General features: G+C 61.2%; 15 protein-coding genes and 2 pseudogenes. 13 read left to right on the top strand and 4 right to left on the bottom strand.

The features are described 5' to 3' along the window. Positions 1-58: 58 nt before the first annotated feature. Both ACMGFI_RS06245 and ACMGFI_RS06240 read left to right on the top strand, forming a co-directional pair. A complete protein-coding gene (locus ACMGFI_RS06245) occupies positions 59-1,984 on the top strand; it encodes an ABC transporter ATP-binding protein (RefSeq protein WP_436908205.1) in 1,926 nt (641 codons plus the stop codon). Next, positions 1,981-3,894: an ABC transporter ATP-binding protein gene (locus ACMGFI_RS06240; RefSeq protein WP_436908203.1), complete on the top strand. Its 1,914-nt coding sequence runs from the start codon at positions 1,981-1,983 to the stop codon at positions 3,892-3,894. Before ACMGFI_RS06245 ends, ACMGFI_RS06240 begins: the two co-directional genes overlap by 4 nt. A gap of 15 nt (positions 3,895-3,909) precedes the next feature. Here the strand turns inward: ACMGFI_RS06240 and ACMGFI_RS06235 are convergent, their stop codons facing one another. Beyond that, positions 3,910-4,416: a DUF7858 family protein gene (locus tag ACMGFI_RS06235; protein ID WP_436908200.1), complete on the bottom strand. Its 507-nt coding sequence runs from the start codon at positions 4,414-4,416 to the stop codon at positions 3,910-3,912. Positions 4,417-4,521: 105 nt separating this feature from the next. Here ACMGFI_RS06235 and ACMGFI_RS06230 point away from each other — a divergent pair, with 105 nt between their 5' ends. From ACMGFI_RS06230 to ACMGFI_RS06200, 7 genes and pseudogenes are all read left to right on the top strand, one after another. Then, positions 4,522-4,743, top strand: coding sequence for a hypothetical protein (locus ACMGFI_RS06230; RefSeq protein ID WP_436908198.1), 222 nt, complete (start codon positions 4,522-4,524; stop codon positions 4,741-4,743). Positions 4,744-4,806: 63 nt separating this feature from the next. Beyond that, positions 4,807-5,841, top strand: coding sequence for a Gfo/Idh/MocA family protein (locus ACMGFI_RS06225; RefSeq protein ID WP_436908197.1), 1,035 nt, complete (start codon positions 4,807-4,809; stop codon positions 5,839-5,841). Positions 5,842-5,975: 134 nt separating this feature from the next. After that, on the top strand, positions 5,976-6,377 hold the full coding sequence (locus tag ACMGFI_RS06220; RefSeq protein ID WP_436908195.1) for a hypothetical protein: 402 nt from the start codon (positions 5,976-5,978) through the stop codon (positions 6,375-6,377). A gap of 1,399 nt (positions 6,378-7,776) precedes the next feature. Further along, complete coding sequence (locus tag ACMGFI_RS06215) at positions 7,777-8,295, top strand: hypothetical protein (protein ID WP_436908194.1); 519 nt, start codon at positions 7,777-7,779, stop codon at positions 8,293-8,295. Positions 8,296-8,458: 163 nt separating this feature from the next. Further along, positions 8,459-9,211, top strand: a complete 753-nt coding sequence (locus ACMGFI_RS06210) for a DUF429 domain-containing protein (protein WP_436908192.1) — start codon at positions 8,459-8,461, stop codon at positions 9,209-9,211. Between the two features lie 305 nt (positions 9,212-9,516). Continuing rightward, positions 9,517-10,767: an RNA-guided endonuclease InsQ/TnpB family protein gene (locus ACMGFI_RS06205; RefSeq protein WP_436908191.1), complete on the top strand. Its 1,251-nt coding sequence runs from the start codon at positions 9,517-9,519 to the stop codon at positions 10,765-10,767. 57 nt (positions 10,768-10,824) lie between these two features. Next, positions 10,825-11,022 (top strand): annotated as a pseudogene (locus ACMGFI_RS06200) (TFIIB-type zinc ribbon-containing protein); the annotation flags it as partial. Here the strand turns inward: ACMGFI_RS06200 and ACMGFI_RS06195 are convergent. Next, positions 10,950-12,188 carry a hypothetical protein gene (locus ACMGFI_RS06195; protein ID WP_436908189.1) on the bottom strand — a complete coding sequence of 413 codons (1,239 nt, stop codon included), beginning with the start codon at positions 12,186-12,188 and terminating at the stop codon, positions 10,950-10,952. The pseudogene ACMGFI_RS06200 and the gene ACMGFI_RS06195 overlap by 73 nt on opposite strands. A 194-nt stretch (positions 12,189-12,382) precedes the next feature. Here ACMGFI_RS06195 and ACMGFI_RS06190 point away from each other — a divergent pair. Then, positions 12,383-12,829 (top strand): annotated as a pseudogene (locus tag ACMGFI_RS06190) (ATP-binding cassette domain-containing protein); the annotation flags it as partial. A 138-nt stretch (positions 12,830-12,967) separates the two neighbouring features. Here the strand turns inward: ACMGFI_RS06190 and ACMGFI_RS06185 are convergent. Next, complete coding sequence (locus tag ACMGFI_RS06185; protein WP_436908188.1) at positions 12,968-13,561, bottom strand: hypothetical protein; 594 nt, start codon at positions 13,559-13,561, stop codon at positions 12,968-12,970. Between the two features lie 198 nt (positions 13,562-13,759). Here ACMGFI_RS06185 and ACMGFI_RS06180 point away from each other — a divergent pair, with 198 nt between their 5' ends. The 3 genes from ACMGFI_RS06180 (at position 13,760) to ACMGFI_RS06170 (ending at position 16,413) form a co-directional block, all read left to right on the top strand. Next, positions 13,760-14,428 (top strand): M48 family metalloprotease, encoded by a 669-nt coding sequence (locus tag ACMGFI_RS06180; protein WP_436908187.1) that lies wholly within the window; start codon positions 13,760-13,762, stop codon positions 14,426-14,428. A gap of 390 nt (positions 14,429-14,818) precedes the next feature. Then, entirely contained in the window at positions 14,819-15,301 is a 483-nt protein-coding gene (locus tag ACMGFI_RS06175) for a hypothetical protein (protein WP_436908185.1), read from the top strand. Then, positions 15,301-16,413 carry a tyrosine-type recombinase/integrase gene (locus tag ACMGFI_RS06170; RefSeq protein ID WP_436908184.1) on the top strand — a complete coding sequence of 371 codons (1,113 nt, stop codon included), beginning with the start codon at positions 15,301-15,303 and terminating at the stop codon, positions 16,411-16,413. The genes ACMGFI_RS06175 and ACMGFI_RS06170 overlap by 1 nt, the downstream gene beginning before the upstream one ends. Positions 16,414-16,563: 150 nt before the next feature. Here ACMGFI_RS06170 and ACMGFI_RS06165 read toward each other — a convergent pair whose 3' ends face one another. Further along, positions 16,564-17,145: a DUF7504 family protein gene (locus ACMGFI_RS06165; RefSeq protein WP_436908183.1), complete on the bottom strand. Its 582-nt coding sequence runs from the start codon at positions 17,143-17,145 to the stop codon at positions 16,564-16,566. Between the last annotated feature and the right edge of the window lie 84 nt (positions 17,146-17,229).

Raw genomic sequence — 17,229 nt, 5'->3', positions numbered from 1 at the left:
CGCCGGCACCGGATCGTAGCCCGCAGCAGCGCGCCGCCGCCCCCCGAGGTGACCCCCCGTGAGCGACGATTCCGAGTACGAGGCCCCCGAGCACGTCGGCAACCCGCTGGTCCATCTGGTCCGCCGGTACGCCAGCCCCTACGCCGGCCGCTACGTCGTCGCCATCCTCGGGACGGCGCTGGCGCAGATTCCCCAGCGCGTGCCCGCGCTGGTCGTCGGGGTCGCGCTCGACGCCATCCTCCTGTCGAGCGCGTCGTACTCCCTCCCGCTCGTTCCGGGCGGCGTGATCCCGACGACGACGGAGGGACAGGTCGCGTTCACCATCGGCCTGCTCGCGGCGGCGTTCGCGCTGGACGGCGCGCTGAGCTGGCTCGCCGGCCGCGTCGCCGGCACCGCCCGGCTGCGCACGCTGCACGACATCCGCGCCGACACCTTCGACGCCCTGGTCGGCCGGGAGATGGACTTCTTCGACCGCCGGCAGACCGGCGACGTGATGAGCGTCCTCAACAACGACGTGAGCAACCTCAACGGCTTCGGCGACAACGCCGTCCAGGGGCTGCGCTTCGTCACCCAGATCGCCGTCGCCTTCGCGTTCATGGCGATGCTGCACGTCCGCCTCGCGGCGCTGTTGCTCGTGCTCCCGGTCGGGCTCGCGCTGCTCGGCCGCTGGTACACCACCCGCGTCGAGCGGGTCTACGAGGAGGTCCGCGAGAGCGTCGGGCGGATCAACGCCCGCCTGGAGGACAGCATCGACGGGATCGCGACGGTCAAGAGCTTCGCCCGCGAGGACCGCGAGCGCGACGCGGTCGCCGACGCCTCCCGCGAGTACCGCGACCGCAACTGGTCGGTCATCCGCCTGCGACTCCTCTTCAACTACAGCAGCTGGTCGGTGTCGTCGTTCTCGTTCGTCGGCCTGTTCGCCGTCGGCGCCTACATCAACCTCAACGGCGCGCCGCCGTTTCTGGGTCACTCGCTGACCGCCGGGACTCTGCTTACCTTCCTGCTGTACAGCAAGTCCTTTTACGGCCCGATCCGCCAGCTGATGCTCGACGTGCTCGACAGCTACGAGAACGCGCTGGCCTCCAGCAAGCGGATCGTCGCCGTCCTCGAGACCGACCGCGAGGCCAACGAGACCGGCGATGAACTCGACGTGCGCGAGGGCCGCATCGAGTACGACGACGTGAGCTTCTCCTACGCGAGCAGCGACGAGCAGCAACTCACGGACGTGAGCTTCACCGCCGAACCCGGCTCGCTGGTCGGCATCGTCGGCCCGACCGGCGCCGGCAAGTCGACGATCACGAAGCTGCTCTTCCGCTTCTACGAGGCCGACGAGGGGACCGTCAGTGTCGACGGGCAGGACGTGACCGACGTGTCTCCGCGCAGCCTGCGGGAGCACCTCGGCTACGTCAGCCAGGACCCGTTCCTCTTCTACGGGACGATCCGACAGAACATCGGCTACGGTGTCGACGATCCCAGCGACGACGAGATCGAACACGCCGCGAGGCTGGCGGGCGCCCACGGGTTCGTCAGTGATCTGGACGACGGCTACGACACCCAGGTCGGCGAGCGCGGCGAGAGCCTCTCGGGCGGCCAGCGCCAGCGGGTCGCCATCGCCCGCGCCCTGTTGCGCGAACCGGAGGTCCTCGTCTTAGACGAGGCGACCAGCCACGTCGACAACGAGACCGAACGGCAGATCCAGGAGAGCATCGACGCGCTGGCCGGCGAGCGGACGACGCTGGCCATCGCCCACCGACTGTCGACCGTGCGCAACGCCGACCGGATCGTCGTCGTCGACGACGGCCGCGTCGTCGAGCAGGGGACCCACGAGGAACTCGTCGAGCGCGACGGCCTCTACGCGGACCTGTGGCGCGTGCAGGTCGGCGAGACCGACGCCGTCTCGGAGGCGTTCCTGCAGCGGGCGCGAGCCGAGGACCGGCCCTCCGAGCGCATCGAGTCGGCGGTCGACCGGGAGGTGTCGCGATGAGCGACACCGAGGACGGCGAGACCGACGCCGAAGCGTCCCCGAACGCGACGGGCGTCGACGAGGGAGACGCGGGCCGCGAACGCGGTCGCATCGCGGCGGCCGCCGAGGACGAGCGGTGGCCGCTCCTGTCGCTGGTCCGGGACGGCGGCCGGGGGAACCTCCGGTGGATCGGCGCCGGCGCCGCCTCGTCGGTGGCCGCGCAGTTCATCTCGAACCTCGATATGTTCATCGTGGGGTTAGCCTTCGACGCGATGTTCAACGGAAAGGGCTACGCTCTGCCGCTCGTGCCCGCGGGGTGGATCCCCGCGGACCCGACGGGGATGCTCGCGTTCACCGTCGCGCTGCTGGTCGGCCTGAAGGTCGTCGACATGACCTTCGGCATCTTCGCGGAGTACGCCCTGTTCCTGTTCGCCCAGCGGACGCTCCACCGCATCAGGGTTGACGCCTTCGACCGCGTCCAGCGCCTGGACATGGGCTTTTTCGACACCCAGCAGACCGGCGAGGTGATGAGCGTCCTCAACAACGACGTCAACTCCCTGGAGCGGTTCCTCGAGGTCGGCCCCAACCTCGGGGTCGTCGCCGTCTCGATGTTCGCCAGCTCGGTCGTCTACATGGCCCTGCTCAACTGGCGGCTGGCGCTCATCTCGCTGGCGGCCGCGCCGCTGCTCTTGGCCGCCAACGTCTGGTTCGGCGCCCGCCACGAGGCCCGCAACGACGACGTGCGCGAGGAGACCGGGATCCTGAACGCGCTCCTCGAAACGAACATCAGCGGCATCCAGACGGTCAAGGCGTTCGGCGGCGAGGACTACGAGACCGAGCGGGTGACCGACCAGTCGGCCGCCCACCGGACGGCCAACTGGCGGGCCCACATGGTCGGCGTCGGCCACCAGCCCGCGCTGCGGCTGATCGCCGGCGCCGCGTTCGTCGCCACGCTGTTCGTCGGCACCGAGTGGGCCATCGACAGCCGCTTCTGGGTGTTCCCCGGCACGATCACCGCCGGCGAACTCGTCCCGTTCATGTACTACACCCAGCAGCTCGTCATGCCCGTCCGATTCCTCGCCTGGGTGACCGGCCTCTACAAGGCGGCCACCTCCTCCGCGAAGCGCATCCTCGGCGTCCAGCGCATCGAACCGCCCCGCGAGGAGGGCCGGACCGAACTCGACGACCCGGAGGGCCGCGTCGAGTACGACGGCGTGAGCTTCTCGTATCCGGGCACCGACGAGCGGGTCCTCCACGGCATCGACCTCGATGTGCGGCCGGGCGAGACGGTCGGGCTCGTCGGCGAGACCGGCGCCGGCAAGTCCACCCTGCTCAAGCTCCTGCAGGCGTACTACGACCCCGACGAGGGCGCGGTCCGCGTCGACGGCACGGAAACCCGCGAGATCACCCGCGAGAGCCTCCGCACGTCGATCGGTTACGTCGCCCAGGACCCGTTCCTGTTCACCGGCACGATCCGCGAGAACATCGCCTACCCCGTCGACGACGCCACCGACGCCGAGGTCGAGGCGGCCGCCCGCGAGGCCGGCGCCCACGAGTTCATCGCCGACCTCGACGAGGGGTACGACGCCGAGGTCGGCGAGCGCGGCGTCATGCTCTCGGGCGGCCAGCGCCAGCGGATCGCCATCGCCCGCGTCCTGCTGGCCGACCCGCCGATGCTCGTCTTCGACGAGGCGACCAGCCACGTCGACAACCGGACCGAGGTGCTGATCCAGCGCTCGCTCGACGCCGTGACCGAGGACCGCACCACCTTCGTCGTCGCCCACCGGCTGTCGACGGTGCGCGACGCCGACCGGATCGTCGTCGTGGACGGCGGTCGGATCGTCGAACAGGGGACCCACGAGGAACTGCTCGACCGCGACGGCAAATACGCAGACCTCTGGAAGGTCCAGGTGGGCGCCGTCGGGACCTGACCGGGCGCCGGGGCGTCAGAACTCCACGTCGCCTGGGCCGTCCATGGCCTCGCCCAGCGCCTCGCGCGTGTCCACGTCGTCGACCGCCAGCGCCCCCTCGACGGCCTCCATCGCGCCCTCGATCGGGTCGTGGGTCTCGACGAAGGCGGCGAGGGCGAACTCCTGGTCGGAGACGCCCGCGAGTTCGACGGCCTCGGTCCGCGGTAGCTCGCCGGCCAGCCAGTCGGAGACGACCGCCCGGCCCATCGGGCCGACCGGAGTGACGTGCTCGCCGAACAGGTGCAGCGCCTTCGCCCCGTCCGTCGGCGGGACGCCGGCGACGCGGGCGGCGGCGCCGACGCTCTTGCCGGCGGCGTAGGCGTCGACCAGCGCGGCCGCTTCGCCGGGCGAACAGGGGAGCTCCTCGGCGAAGGGTTCGAGTCGGTCGGCAAGCGGTTCCTCGGTCCGGTCGACAGTCGCCACGCCGTCCGCGCGCTGCTCGTCGACCACCTCGATCCCCGCGGCGATGTCCGCCAGCCCCATCGCGCCCGGCTTCGGCCCTCTCCGATTTAATAGTTGGGGAACGAACAGGATGTCGGCCGCGCGTCTGACGGACTTTCTTGCCGGCGGCGGTCCCGTCGACCGGGTATGCACGACATTCCGGGACAGAGTTGCGGCTGCTCGGAGCGGTACGGTCGCGGCGCGGACGGACACGGCCACGGGCACGGCGGCAGCGACCCGGCGACGGATGGGGCGAGCGAGTCGTCGGCCGACGACGACACCTGCGACGACTGCGGGGCCGCCTACGAGTGGCGGCTCGACATCGACGGCGTCCAGCACTACGACTGCCCGAACTGCGACGCGGACTGAAACCTCCGAGAACAACTCTCCGGCGACGGGGGATACTTACGGGTGGCCGCGCGCAGGGAGTGCATGACCGAGACACTGCGGTACGGGATCGTCGGCTGCGCGGGCATCGGCAACACCCACGCCGAGGCCGTCGCTGCGGTCGACGGCGTCGACCTCGTCGCCTGCGCGGACCTCGAACCCGAGGCGGCCGCGGGGTTCGCCGACGACCACGGAGTCCCCGAGACGTTCGAGGACCCGGCGGAGATGGTCGCCGAGGCGGATATCGACGCCGCGAGCGTCTGCACGCCGAGCGGCACCCACGCGGACGTGACGGCCGACCTCGCCGGGGCGGGCGCGGCCGTCCTCTGCGAGAAGCCGCTGGACGTGACCGCCGAGCGGGTCGACCGGATGGTCGAAGCCTGCGAGGCCGCCGGCGTGACGCTGGCCGGCGTCTTCCAGCGGCGGTTCGACCCCGCCGTCCGCCGCGCGAAGCGGGCCGTCGAAGCGGGCGAGATCGGCCAGCCGGTGCTGGCCGAGACCCAACTGGAGTGGTTCCGGCCGCAGGCCTACTACGATTCGGCGGGGTGGCGGGGCACCCGCGAGATGGACGGCGGCGCGTTCATGAACCAGGGGATCCACGCGCTCGACGCGCTGCAGTGGGTCATGGGCGGCGTCGAGTCCGTGCAGGCCGAGGCGGGCGCGCTCGCCCGCGACCTGGAGTGCGAGGACACCGGCGCCATGGTCCTGCGCTTCGAGAGCGGCGCTATCGGGACCGTCGCGGTCACGATGGCGACCAAGGGCGGCACCGACCGCACCGAGATCAACGGGACGGAGGGGTCGCTCGGGCTCGGCGACGGCGGCGTCGAACTCCGCCTCGGCACCGGCGAGGAGACCCTGTGGGGCGCCGAGACCGAGGCCCGGAGCGTCGAGGGCGACCGCCACGACGCCGGTTCCGGCCACGAGGGCGTCGTCCGCGACTTCGTCGGCGCCGTCCGCGAGGACCGCGACCCCGAGGTCCCCGGTCGCGAGGCGCGCGCCCCCATCGACATCGTCCTCGCGGCCTACCGCTCGGCAGAGACCGGCGAGCGGGTCCGCGTCGACGGGGTCCGGGGCGAGTGACCGCACCCGCGACGGTCGGTCGCTGAGTCGGCGCGGGGACCGCCCCCGCTCGGGCATCCAACCGAGAATCCCGTCTTATCGCGTCTGATACTCGCGGGGGAGAATTCATGGGGAAGAATCGGAGTCGATGAGATATGCCGACGCAGACCGCAGTGGACGCGGAGAAGTACACGATCGAGATCGACGAGGACATCGACGCGATACTGTTCACCTGGGACGAGTTCGCGGCCGGCCAGGAGTTCCGCGACGGCTGCAACGAGCTGCTCGAGGTGATCCGGCGCAACGACAAGTCGAAGGCGCTCATCGACACGAGCGGGATCCGCGCCCACGACGACGAGGACAAGCGCTGGCTCCAGGAGGAGTGGATCCCCAGGGAGATCGAGGCGGGCATCGAGTACAGCGTCTCGGTCCACTCCGACAGCGTCATCTCCGAGATGGAGATGGAGGAGTTCGTCGACCAGACCCAGGACCTGCCCTTTACGTACGTGATGGCCGGCGACCGCCAGGAAGCCCGCGAGTGGCTCGACGAACAGTAGCCCGGGCCACACCAGCGGTTTGTTTCCCTCCGTGAGCATCACCTACCGGTCGGTTCGTGCTACCTCTTGCAAGTCCCTCGTCTGGGGAAGGTTTCCGTGGCCTGAGCAAGTGCGTTGGCTTGATCGATATTATTGTCGGAATCCACACGTCTATCGTAGCTGTGGTCTTGGGTGCGTGAGTGGCATTCAGTCTCGCAGCGATTAAATCAGACTTTCTATACATCTTGAACCACTCCTGAGTTCCTTGTCTTGTGGCTTGAGTGATGGAGGGCAACCAATATGCTTCCCGAACTATCTTGAACTCGACATACTTCCGAGAACTGAGTTACGGGGTATCCCATCCCAGATCGTTACTGGTGACGCCGGCCAATCTGGCAGTATTGGTCGCAACGCAGTACAATCCCCACGAAACTGCAGTACGCGGCGAAATCAGCAGTTTGAATGGGGTTTTCCCGGATATACAAGAAAGCCACTTCACCGCTAGTATAGCGTGGATCTGTGCCTGATCGCGTCTAGATGATCCGAAAACGGGGTTGACTCGCCTGACGGACACCCGGAGGGGCTGAAACCCGTGAAATCCAACGCAAGAGCGGGCCCGCATCCGGCACAATGGCAAAATTATACGCTATATGGGGTGTCGAATACTTAGCAGTAGAGTGGCTCTATTGCTAACATTTTTCGATTCCGGGTGTCGAGCTAAGAGTGGATTTGATATTTCTCGCGCTGGATCAGCCATTCCGGATCACGGCAACGACTCCCTGATACCCCACAAATCCCTGTATTTGGCCCTTGTACTCGAAACTTCGATCTCTGCGCTCAGTCACCTTCTAGTCGCGCTCCACCGGGTATCCACTATTATGTAGCGGGGATTCGACCAGATTGTACCTGCCGAAAACCCCGATCTGAAACGGATGTTCTCACGAAAACTGGTTATTTCACCCCCTTGGACGTATCTCAGATAGTCCTGGCGGCGGCCGTGTTAGCTCAACCGGGCGATGGAACTGTGGCACGTGTCGAGTACGGCCGGGTCCAGAGACAGTCGAAGTATAAAATTCTAATAATTAGTCGCGTTGGCGTGACACGGGTGTTGCTGAGCAGTCCAAACTAACCGATACTCGATATCTCGATTCCAACATACGCATCGCGACAATTCCGAATCTTGGTCGCAACACTGAACGTCTGACCATCACCAGTACTCTGTATCTGATATATTGTGCCGAGGACCCCATCTTCGCCAGCATCGGACAATGGGGCCCAGGGACCCTCATCGTACGGTCTAGCCACCAGTTGAGAGAGGAATGGTCACTCTCAAAGTGACTACACTCAGCGATTCAGGCGACGAAATTTGATCTGCTCGGGAGGGTTTACGCTTTTCACAGTAGTACGTCATTTGGGGACCATGGCTACACAGCCGAAAGCTGGCGAGATGCTGGTCGGTGCCTACCTGAAACTGGTCGAAGAGTGTGAAGTCGTCGCGTATGGCCAGCATTCACCGCTGTCGGGTGAACAGATGGAGGTCGACGTGATCGGATTCCAGCCAGACGATGAGCCAGAGGTGATCACCTGTGAAGTCGCGACGCACCTTCGCGGGCTTGGCTATGGAAACGCCACCGAAAACCGCGATAGAGTCGAGGCGAAATTCACCAACGCCGAAGCCTACGTCGACCGTGTGTTCGGATCGTCTGAGTCACACCGCTTCCAGTTCTGGAGTCCGAAGGTCCCGAACGCATCGGCGGAGAAATTGGAGACAGTCGCCACCGAATTTGAGGCGCGAACGGACACCGAACTTGAACTCGTGATGAACGGTGAATACGCCGACCGGATCGAGGAACTACGGGACGTCGCCGCTTCCACGTACGCCCAGCGCAACGAACTCGCATTTCGATTCCTCCAGATTCTAGAGCACCTCGACACCTGAGGCACCGGGGCTGCTCGTTGGGTATCTTGACGGCCACTTCGCGAATTTACCACTTCGACGGGCATCGCCGCTCTCATCCCACCGTCGCCGAGCTGACCGGCAGTTTATCAGCCTGCCACGGCCACGCCGCACGGCTAAGTACGTACCCCCCTCTCGGAAGCGTATGGCGCTCCATGTCGGCGTCGACTGGGCTAGCGGAACATGGGTGGTCGTGACGGCGACTGCCGACGAGACGACGGTCGACACCGAACCATCACTCCTCAACGTCTGGCACGACTACGGGGACCGAGCCGATGAGATCGTAGTGGATATTCCAGTCCATCTCGTCGACGATGGTGACCGGAAATGCGATCAGCTTGCCAAGGAGTTCCTCGGGTTGCGGGCGAGTACGGTCTTCTGGACGCCGAACGAACAGGCGGTGGCAACAGATGAGTACCCCGAGGCCGCGGCGGCCAACTCGCGTGGCTTGGGCAGTCAAAGTTGGGGTCTTATTCCACGCATTCGTGAAGTACAGGCCCTTCTCACAGAGATAGACGATGCACAGACTACTGTCTACGAGAGCCATCCAGAGGTGTGTTTCAGAGCATTCAGTGAGGGCGGCCTGCCCTCGAAGACGAGTACGGAGGGGATCTCTCGACGCCAACAGATCCTCCAGGCCCACGGCGGCGATGCTTTCTCATCAGTAGTCGAGTTTGTCGAGTCCAGACGTGAGTCGAGTGAGTGGCACCAGCGGATCCAGTCCGGCCGTCTCGACGATGTCCTCGACGCGGCTGTGCTTGCGCTCACCGCCCGCGAAGCGAATGGTATGTATTCAACGTTTCCAGCCGGAGCTGACCCGGCTACCGACCCATCGATTGTAATTCCCGGTCGCCAACCAGTGGTTCGTGAATTTCAATCGGATGAATCCCTACGATAGCTGTTTCCTGTCCAGACTGTAGTTAGGCAGGCATCGCGATACACGGTGTAAGCCACGCTCGCACCGCACGGTTCGTTTTATCCGCGCCCTGAGGGGCGGGGCGCTCACATTCGGGCGCTCTCGAAACAATGCATCTATTGGAACTACTGAGGTCCCCGGCACGAGTGGCAACGCGCGCTCAATACGATGCCGCCGCGTTCTCCCAGTCTGCAGGCGTTGTTCCTGCCTGCAACGGGAGCCACGCCAATCCGACTGACCAACACTCAGATCGGCGGACTACTGCAACTGCGCGGTCGAGCTGACCGATGGAGATCCGACGAACCGTCCGCGTGAGGCTGGCTGTCGATAGCGAGGCAGCTACACTCCTCGAAGACACGGTCGACACGTTCCTGTGGTCGGCACAGTACGTCGTCGATTACGCCTTCGAAGGCGAGTACGTCACGACCAGTAAGACGACGCTGGACGACGAAACCTACGACGACATCCGCGAGCAGACGGGTGGGTTCAACGGTGGACTCGTCCAAGCCGCCCGGAACAAAGCAGCCGAAGCCTGCAAGAGCGTCGTGGCCCGCTGGAAACAGGGCAAGGCGGCGAGCAAGCCGGAGTTCACCAGCCCACACGTCGTCTACGACCATCGGACCGCGACGTTCCACGATGAGTACGTGACCCTTGCCACCACCGAGGGACGCGTCAGAGCCGACTACGTACTCCCTGACGACATCTCTGGGACACCGCACGGGGAGTACCTGCTCGCAGACGACTACGAGACGACAGGCGCGGAACTACACTATCGAGACGGCAACTGGATGCTTCACATCCACTGCAAGCGGGACGTGGAGCCTGACACGTCGGATCAGGCAGCCACCGAGAACGGAACGGTTCTCGGGGTGGACCTCGGCGTGGACAACATCGCCGTCACCAGTACGGGCAGGTTCTGGAGTGGCGACGAATACAACCACTGGCAGCGTGAATATGAGCAGCGTCGTAGTGATCTCCAGCAGTGTGGCACTCGCTGGGCACACGAAGCGATTACAGCGGTCAGTCGCACAGAGACAGACCGGTTCAAGACACTCCTTCACCGGATCGCCAACGAGCTGATTGCAGAAGCCCGTGAGATCGGTTGTACGGTCATCGTGTTCGAAGACATGACTGGTATCCGCGAACGGACGAACGCGTCGTGGGGGCACAAATGGGCGTTCAGCCGCCTGTACGAGTACGTCGAATACAAGGCTGCCACACACGGGATTGCGGTCGAACAGGTCGACCCAGCGAAGACGAGTCGGCGATGTTCGCATTGTGGATTCACGGACCCGAACAATCGGGACGGCGAGACATTCGGCTGTGGTGAGTGTGGCTACGAGAACCACGCCGACTACAACGCCGCGAAGAACATCGGTTTGCGGTATCTCCGTCGCACCCAAACTGGCGGCGACGGAGGCGTACCCTTGGGCGTGCGCTTGAACAGCGGGATGTTGACCGTGAACGGAGGCTATTCTCCTGCCTTGCCAGAGGCTCGAACGGAAGTCCACGCTGAAACCCGCGAACGTGACGGGTAGCTCAATAACCCCCTTCCGGCCTTTTCATGCAAATACGACAGCAGTGATTCAACTAGAAGAAGTCATTACGAAACGGTCTGTGCTTACTGCGGCTTCGTAGTCGCTGAGGACAACAATGAACACGGACTGGAGTGGCGCTCGTCTGTCGACGACTACACTAATATACGGGAGTATACCATCCTTCATGAGGTGAATGAGAGGCCCTGTTGTGGATGCTTCCCACGTCGTGCATGGATATCTGAACCACGTCTGTAAATGACTCTTTGTCCCTCTAGCTCATCGATAATATCTTCGACTGAATTAGTGATATGTCGCCTTCTGGAAGGGTCTATTGCGTCACCAAAATTGGTACCACTCCATGCATCTTCGATGGCCTCATTTTGTGGTTTCCCTCCCTGACGTAACAGCTGGTTGTAGAGCTCTTGGATGAGTCGACATGCATGGTGAGAATCTTGGTCATGCCGTCGTCGGTAGTATGAATTAACGTAATGCAACTGAACCCCTCCCCTGATTCGTTCCATATAGAGGTCTGGTAAGTTTCTTGCATTCTCACCAATCGTTGATGTTGGTCTTAGAAGGCATGAGTCAGGGCCTGCATCCGCATAATCCTCTCCATCAATGTACGTTCCATCACTCGTTTCTACCTCAGGCACGAATTCTACCGATTCATCAATTCTGAAGAACTCAAGATCATCTTCAATATCTGATCTTTGGGTTTCGCAGGCTACTATACAATCTGTATCAATGGCCATCCCATTCCATTGCCGGACTCTTCCTTTCAGATCGTCCGTTGATCGTCTGTTGATTAGGAAGGGGTGACAATCGATGTCTTGGCCGGGCGGCGTATTAGCATAGTCATATAATTGTTCAAATTTGTTGCTTTCATATCCTCCTCCTGGTGTGTCTAAGTAATCTCGGCCGTTGTATACTTCAACTGGAATGTATTCGTTTGGATAGGTGATGAAGCAGTCGGGAGGCCGTTCAACATGGTAGAGGACGCTGTATTCTCCCTCCGGAAAAACGTCAACATGAGTGTTATCTAATTCGTCCCATATTTTACATAGGGCAACATAAGCGATTAGTGAGCCGAAATGTCCGCTTTGCTCCAGAAAGTCATCAACCCTTTCAAATCGATCCATGACTTCTTGTCCCACTGTAGAACATTCCGGTTCAGCAAGGAACGCATGCTCTTCTCCGTTGATAGTAGTGGTAAACTCATTCACCTCACCTGCTCGTTTCATTCCCTCTATTAGATCGCCGGTCTTGTCTTGATATATACCGCTTACAGAACCCTCTGTTCGTATTTTTTCCATGCACTCGAGTTCCAAGCGTAGCATGTTCTTAGGCCACGCTTGGTACTCTGAGATATAATGCCGGACACTGGACTCAACCACTCCTTGAATGGCTGATCCAGTGGCCATGGATGGTATCGCGTATCCCCTCCCTCATAAAACAAACCGGCTTTCCCATGTAGTACACATCACTGACCCTCCCTTAGATAGCAAAAGGTCGATCACAGCATTGAATATTGCTCTAATATCAAGACGACTCCTCTCACGATTTCGAAAGCTTCGCGGTGTACATTTTTGTCTTGGGTAGCATCAGGCGCTTGAACGCGGAGTCAGACTCCTTCGTTGAGGGGCTATCGGACGGAGTTGACACCACCATCGGCGAGCGTGGCGCGAAACTCTCGGGCGGCCAGCGCCAACGGATCTGTCTCGCCCGCGTGATGCTCCACGACCCCGCCGTCCTCGTCTTAGACGAGGCGACCAGCCACGTCGACAACGAGACCGAGGCGCTCATCCAGCGCTCCATCGAGTCGCTCGTCGCCGACCGCACCACGCTGGTCGTCGCCCACCGCCTCTCGACGGTCAAGGACGCCGACCGCATCGTCGTCCTCGACGACGGCGAGGTGGTCGAGCAGGGCACACACGAGGAACTGCTCGACCGCGACGGGCTCTACGCCACGCTCTGGCAGGTCCAGGTCGGCGACGTGCAGTCGCTGCCCGAGGCGTTCGTCGACCGGATCGAGCGCCGCGCCGACGCGCTCGACGACGACTGAGCGGGCGGGGGCGCTCCGAGGCGCTGGTCACCCGAGCAGTTCGCTACCGCGCTCAACGACCGGCCACACCGGATCGCCCGTCTCGGTGGCCGAATCCATCTATCCAACTATAGATTCGAGAGAGAATAGAGAGCGCTGTTAGTTGGACTCTCCGCGAATAGTACCAAGTCGGGTGATCACGGCGGACTGAAGCCGATGCCGTAGATTGTTTCCGGCTGCTTGTATCGGTGATAGCATTGTGAGGACTGCCCAAGATGCAATCCCTCCTAGTCCTGCTCCAAGATAGAGGCCTACTGGAGCATTTGAGTCCACAATAACACCTGTTTTAGCCCCCAGATAAACTGAGAGCATCATCAACCCAGTAATAAGGAATGCGACTCCTGTAATCGCGATCATCCCTGCCGTCGTCTTTCGATGTTTCTGGAAGACACGATAGAGATCGGAGTATAGCCCTGAAACCGCTTTTATCGGTTCTGTAGTAGCTGGGTTATGTGCTTCGGTATTCCAAACTAAGGTCATTGAACCCTCGTGTGAGTTGACCCAGTCGTCGTCTCGCAAATCTTGGGTTACCTGTGATACCCGTGACTTTGCGACACCGACTTCGTCAGCTATCTCATCCAGAGTGTATTGCTGTCCGTGATTGTGGTAAAGGAACCGCGCAACCTGCTTAACCGCTACCTCGTCATCCCGGTCAGCATATTTCTTTTCGAACTCGGGTGGGAGCCTTCGCATATCCCATCATGATATGGAGGGGTGAAAAAGCCTGAAATCGTTTCACAGGCATCTCACGGTGTAAATGCCCATCCACCCCGGTATTAGGCGATGAACCGTCAATTCGGTTTATAGACAGAGCCTTTCGATCACACCTGTAGATGAGAAAGAAAACTGCTACGTTCAACGCTCGCAGGGTACAGAGATCGCGGGGAGAGTATGATGAGACCTGACATTGACTGGCTGTTGGAACGGATTTCAGCAACTGAGGAGTGGATGGTGGACAAAGCAACGCGGGTCTTCGCTCGGCTTGCTCGAACCCGCGTTCACGGAATCATAGAGTACGATCCGATAGACCGCGCCCCAATCAAAGCATACCAGTACTCTGAGGACTCTGGCTTCTTGGGTCAAGCAACGCCCGTGGATACTCTCTTGCTCAATACCACGTATTTCGACCGGCTTTCAAACCGGTCACAGGAACTCGTGGTGCAGCACGAACTTGGCCACACTGACCGTAGCTCAGTCGTTCGAGGGATCTTTTGGGCAGTAGTTCTGCTTGGCGCCGGGGGTATCGTACTGTTGCTGTGGGCCGCAACACTTCTGTTGATCGGCATCGCCCCCGGTAGATTGGTTGATATGGCTGCAACAGGGCTCGCTGGAACTTTGCTGTTCTTCGCAGTGAACCGACTTGAAGAAACGTGGGCTGACCTCCATGCACTCCGAGTACTCGGAGAAAACGAGTTCCTCGCAGGCTATGACGAAATAGCTGAGGTGACAGATCACAACCCGTCCAAATTTAGCCGGATCTGGAAAGCTCTCTGCTACACGAGTCCCGAGAACGTGGTCAAATTAAATACTGCACTGAATCGAATTCGGGACTACATTTAACAAGCTTATTGCAGGAGACCAAACCTCTTCGAGTGTCTGATAGAGACTGGAATTTATGGCTGAAATTCTTCGTAGTGGCTACAGCGTCAATGGGGCCGGATAGCGTTCCGCACGTGATTTTATCGGCGCCCCCGAGGGGCGGGGCGCTCCTGTGCGGTCGTTCCAGAAAACCATGCAATCATCCGACCAACTGGACTTCTTGGCCGTATTAGAACAGTATACTCAGCAAGGAGCCTTCGAATTCTCGCTCCAAGCGGATGGAATTGCCGCTCGGAACGAGATCCATATCGACACCAGTAGTCGAGAGTTCCACACCTGTCCGCAACACATGGGCGACCTCGGGATACTGGTTGAGACCTCTCTGAACAAGACCGGAGGGAGTGAGTCAACATGACGACAGCCGAGAAGCCTCGTGATCCGAAACAACAGATGGGGGTGTTCACGGAACTTGCTGAGGTCTCAGAAGAGTACCGCTTCCGTCAGTACTCACAAGCCTATTCAGGGCGTCACGTTTGGGACGAGTTCGTTACGGCGCAACGTGAGAATCACGACGCTTCAGAATGGTATTGTGAGACGGCACGGAAAGCAGGGCGATACTGGAAAGAGCATATGGAGAGTCGCGGACGGCACCATGCCCTCGCAACACCCGAAGACGCGGAGCAATGGTGTGCAGATCTTCTAGAAACGAGAAAGAAGACGACGGTCTACCGAGAGTACTGGGTCAAAGTACTCCGGTTCTATTCGTGGCTCCAGTATCATACGGAGCATCCACACGTCTATCACCCGATACTCATGGCAGCAGCTGAGTATCCAAAAACCAGCGAGCTGTGGGACTTCAAAATCGCTCGCAGCCGGACCAATAGCTCAGAATGATGGACGAAAACAACTCCGTCGATGAACAACGAGAGCAGCTCGCGGCTGCCTTCGGCAACGATACAGATCCCTTAGCTGGTCATGCTGAGATCTTCCAGACGATAGACATTGATCCGTTCGGGATATTCCTCTCTGACGTAGTCCAGGCGAACAATCTCTCTGAGGCTACCCACCGGAATTACCGGACAATCTTCAAACACTGGCACTCGTTCATGGAGCAAGAAGGCCGTCATCCAGCGTGTCCGGCAGTGGACCACGTGAAAGGCTTTGCTCAGTATTTAGCCGAAGAACGGGAGAACCACCCGCGAACGATCAAACAAAAGATCTGGCGGCTCAATAAGGTATATCGCTACTGGCAGGACGACCCAGCCTTCCCACACCCACAAGACTTCAACCCGTTTTCCCTGGCGGCGTCCAAACTCGACCTGAATGGACCCGAGACGAAAGAACCCCCTCGGATCCCGCTGGAGAAACTGCAGGAGAAGGTTCGTGGTGTCACGCACATCCAGAAACGGGCCGTGATCGCCTTGCAATTAAAATTGGGGTTGCGAGCCGGCGAAGTCTGTAACATTCAGCTTACGGATATTCAGTTACAAGACTCCGAGCTGAAGACGCATTATTCCCAACTTGGAGCGCATGGCAGTCTCAACGATCGAGAGAACGCTCTCTACGTCCCGTCACGCGATGAGCGCGACGGAAACAAATCCCGTCGACCACGAATCCTGCCACTCGATGACGAAGTTCGGGACTTGTTGCGCCAATATCTCTTGATACGACCACAGACGGATGTTCCGTGGCTGTTCCTTTCAGAGTCGTATATGAACTCTCCAAGTCGGGAAGCAATCAACGAATTCTGGAAAGACGCGTTTCTACCGGAATATGCCGAAACAGACGACCACAGGGCGGTCACAAGCCACTTCGGTCGGCACTACTTCACAACATTCTGGAAGATCGACCAGGACCTCAATCAGGAACTAGTGAAGTACATGCGGGGTGATACAGTCGGGAATAGCTCGTTTGACGACCGCTGTTCGCTTGACGACTATCTGCACACCTACTACGAGGATATCGAACCCATCTACCGGAAGCAAATTTTTACGCTGGTAGAGTGACTCCCTCTCGATCCATCGTCGGCGTACCGGACTTTCCTTCGTACTCACGCCGCACGCGAGTAGGTCACCACCAGCAACACGGGCGGCGATCCTATCGCCACCCGACATAAAGTTATCGGTCAGAAAGAAAGACGTGGTATCAGGATCGCGTTACTGCAGGAGGTGCCGCTTGCGGACCTCGGGGCCGTCGTCGCCGAACTCGACGACGGCGTCGAACAGGGAGGCGATGCTGTCGACGGTCGTGCGGTCGTGTGCCGTCGGGTCGATGTGGAAGTGCGCCCGCGCGTCGGCGGCGTACAGCTGCCCCGTGACTGCGTGGAGGAACTCGTAGGCGGTCTCGACGTCGACGTACTGGAGCATCGCCGTCAGCGAGTCGAAGCAGACGACCGGCGGGGTCTCCCACTCCGAGAGCAACTCGCCGATGGTGATCCCCAGCCCCGTCAGATCGCTCGGCGAGGTGACGTGTTCGACGGCCACACCGTCGGGCCGGCTCCCGGGCGACTCGCCCACGACGACGACCGCCGCGTCCGCGGGCCGTTCGTCGGTCGCGGCGATCCACTGGTCGACGCAGTCGGTCGCGTCCCCGCGGAAGGTCACCCACAGCGCGGTCGCGCCGCCGGGGTTCGGGGGGATCAGCAGGTCGGTACAGGCCTCGGCCTCGCCGCCGGTCATCGACGGCGCGCAGAGCAGGACGTTCCTGGCGTCGGCCAGTTCTGAGTGCAGGTCGGTCATCCCAGTGTCGGTCTACCCGACGTAACCGCGGCCCGCCCAAAACCCTTCCGTTCCGCCATCTGCGGGGCGCTGGCGCCGATCCAG

Origin of the sequence: Halosimplex marinum (assembly GCF_051414075.1) — an archaeon.
GTDB lineage: Archaea > Halobacteriota > Halobacteria > Halobacteriales > Haloarculaceae > Halosimplex > Halosimplex marinum.
This window is presented reverse-complemented; position numbering and strand designations above follow the sequence as displayed.

Excerpts from the sequence above, each read along its gene's own strand:
- ACMGFI_RS06210 (WP_436908192.1), top strand. The coding sequence starts at position 8,459 with ATGGCGCTCCATGTCGGCGTCGACTGGGCTAGCGGAACATGGGTGGTC.
- ACMGFI_RS06195 (WP_436908189.1), bottom strand. The coding sequence starts at position 12,188 with ATGGCCACTGGATCAGCCATTCAAGGAGTGGTTGAGTCCAGTGTCCGG.
- ACMGFI_RS06180 (WP_436908187.1), top strand. The coding sequence starts at position 13,760 with ATGATGAGACCTGACATTGACTGGCTGTTGGAACGGATTTCAGCAACT.
- ACMGFI_RS06225 (WP_436908197.1), top strand. The coding sequence starts at position 4,807 with ATGACCGAGACACTGCGGTACGGGATCGTCGGCTGCGCGGGCATCGGC.
- ACMGFI_RS06170 (WP_436908184.1), top strand. The coding sequence starts at position 15,301 with ATGGACGAAAACAACTCCGTCGATGAACAACGAGAGCAGCTCGCGGCT.
- ACMGFI_RS06205 (WP_436908191.1), top strand. The coding sequence starts at position 9,517 with ATGGAGATCCGACGAACCGTCCGCGTGAGGCTGGCTGTCGATAGCGAG.
- ACMGFI_RS06215 (WP_436908194.1), top strand. The coding sequence starts at position 7,777 with ATGGCTACACAGCCGAAAGCTGGCGAGATGCTGGTCGGTGCCTACCTG.
- ACMGFI_RS06230 (WP_436908198.1), top strand. The coding sequence starts at position 4,522 with ATGCACGACATTCCGGGACAGAGTTGCGGCTGCTCGGAGCGGTACGGT.
- ACMGFI_RS06165 (WP_436908183.1), bottom strand. The coding sequence starts at position 17,145 with ATGACCGACCTGCACTCAGAACTGGCCGACGCCAGGAACGTCCTGCTC.
- ACMGFI_RS06185 (WP_436908188.1), bottom strand. The coding sequence starts at position 13,561 with ATGCGAAGGCTCCCACCCGAGTTCGAAAAGAAATATGCTGACCGGGAT.
- ACMGFI_RS06235 (WP_436908200.1), bottom strand. The coding sequence starts at position 4,416 with ATGGGGCTGGCGGACATCGCCGCGGGGATCGAGGTGGTCGACGAGCAG.
- ACMGFI_RS06175 (WP_436908185.1), top strand. The coding sequence starts at position 14,819 with ATGACGACAGCCGAGAAGCCTCGTGATCCGAAACAACAGATGGGGGTG.
- ACMGFI_RS06240 (WP_436908203.1), top strand. The coding sequence starts at position 1,981 with ATGAGCGACACCGAGGACGGCGAGACCGACGCCGAAGCGTCCCCGAAC.
- ACMGFI_RS06220 (WP_436908195.1), top strand. The coding sequence starts at position 5,976 with ATGCCGACGCAGACCGCAGTGGACGCGGAGAAGTACACGATCGAGATC.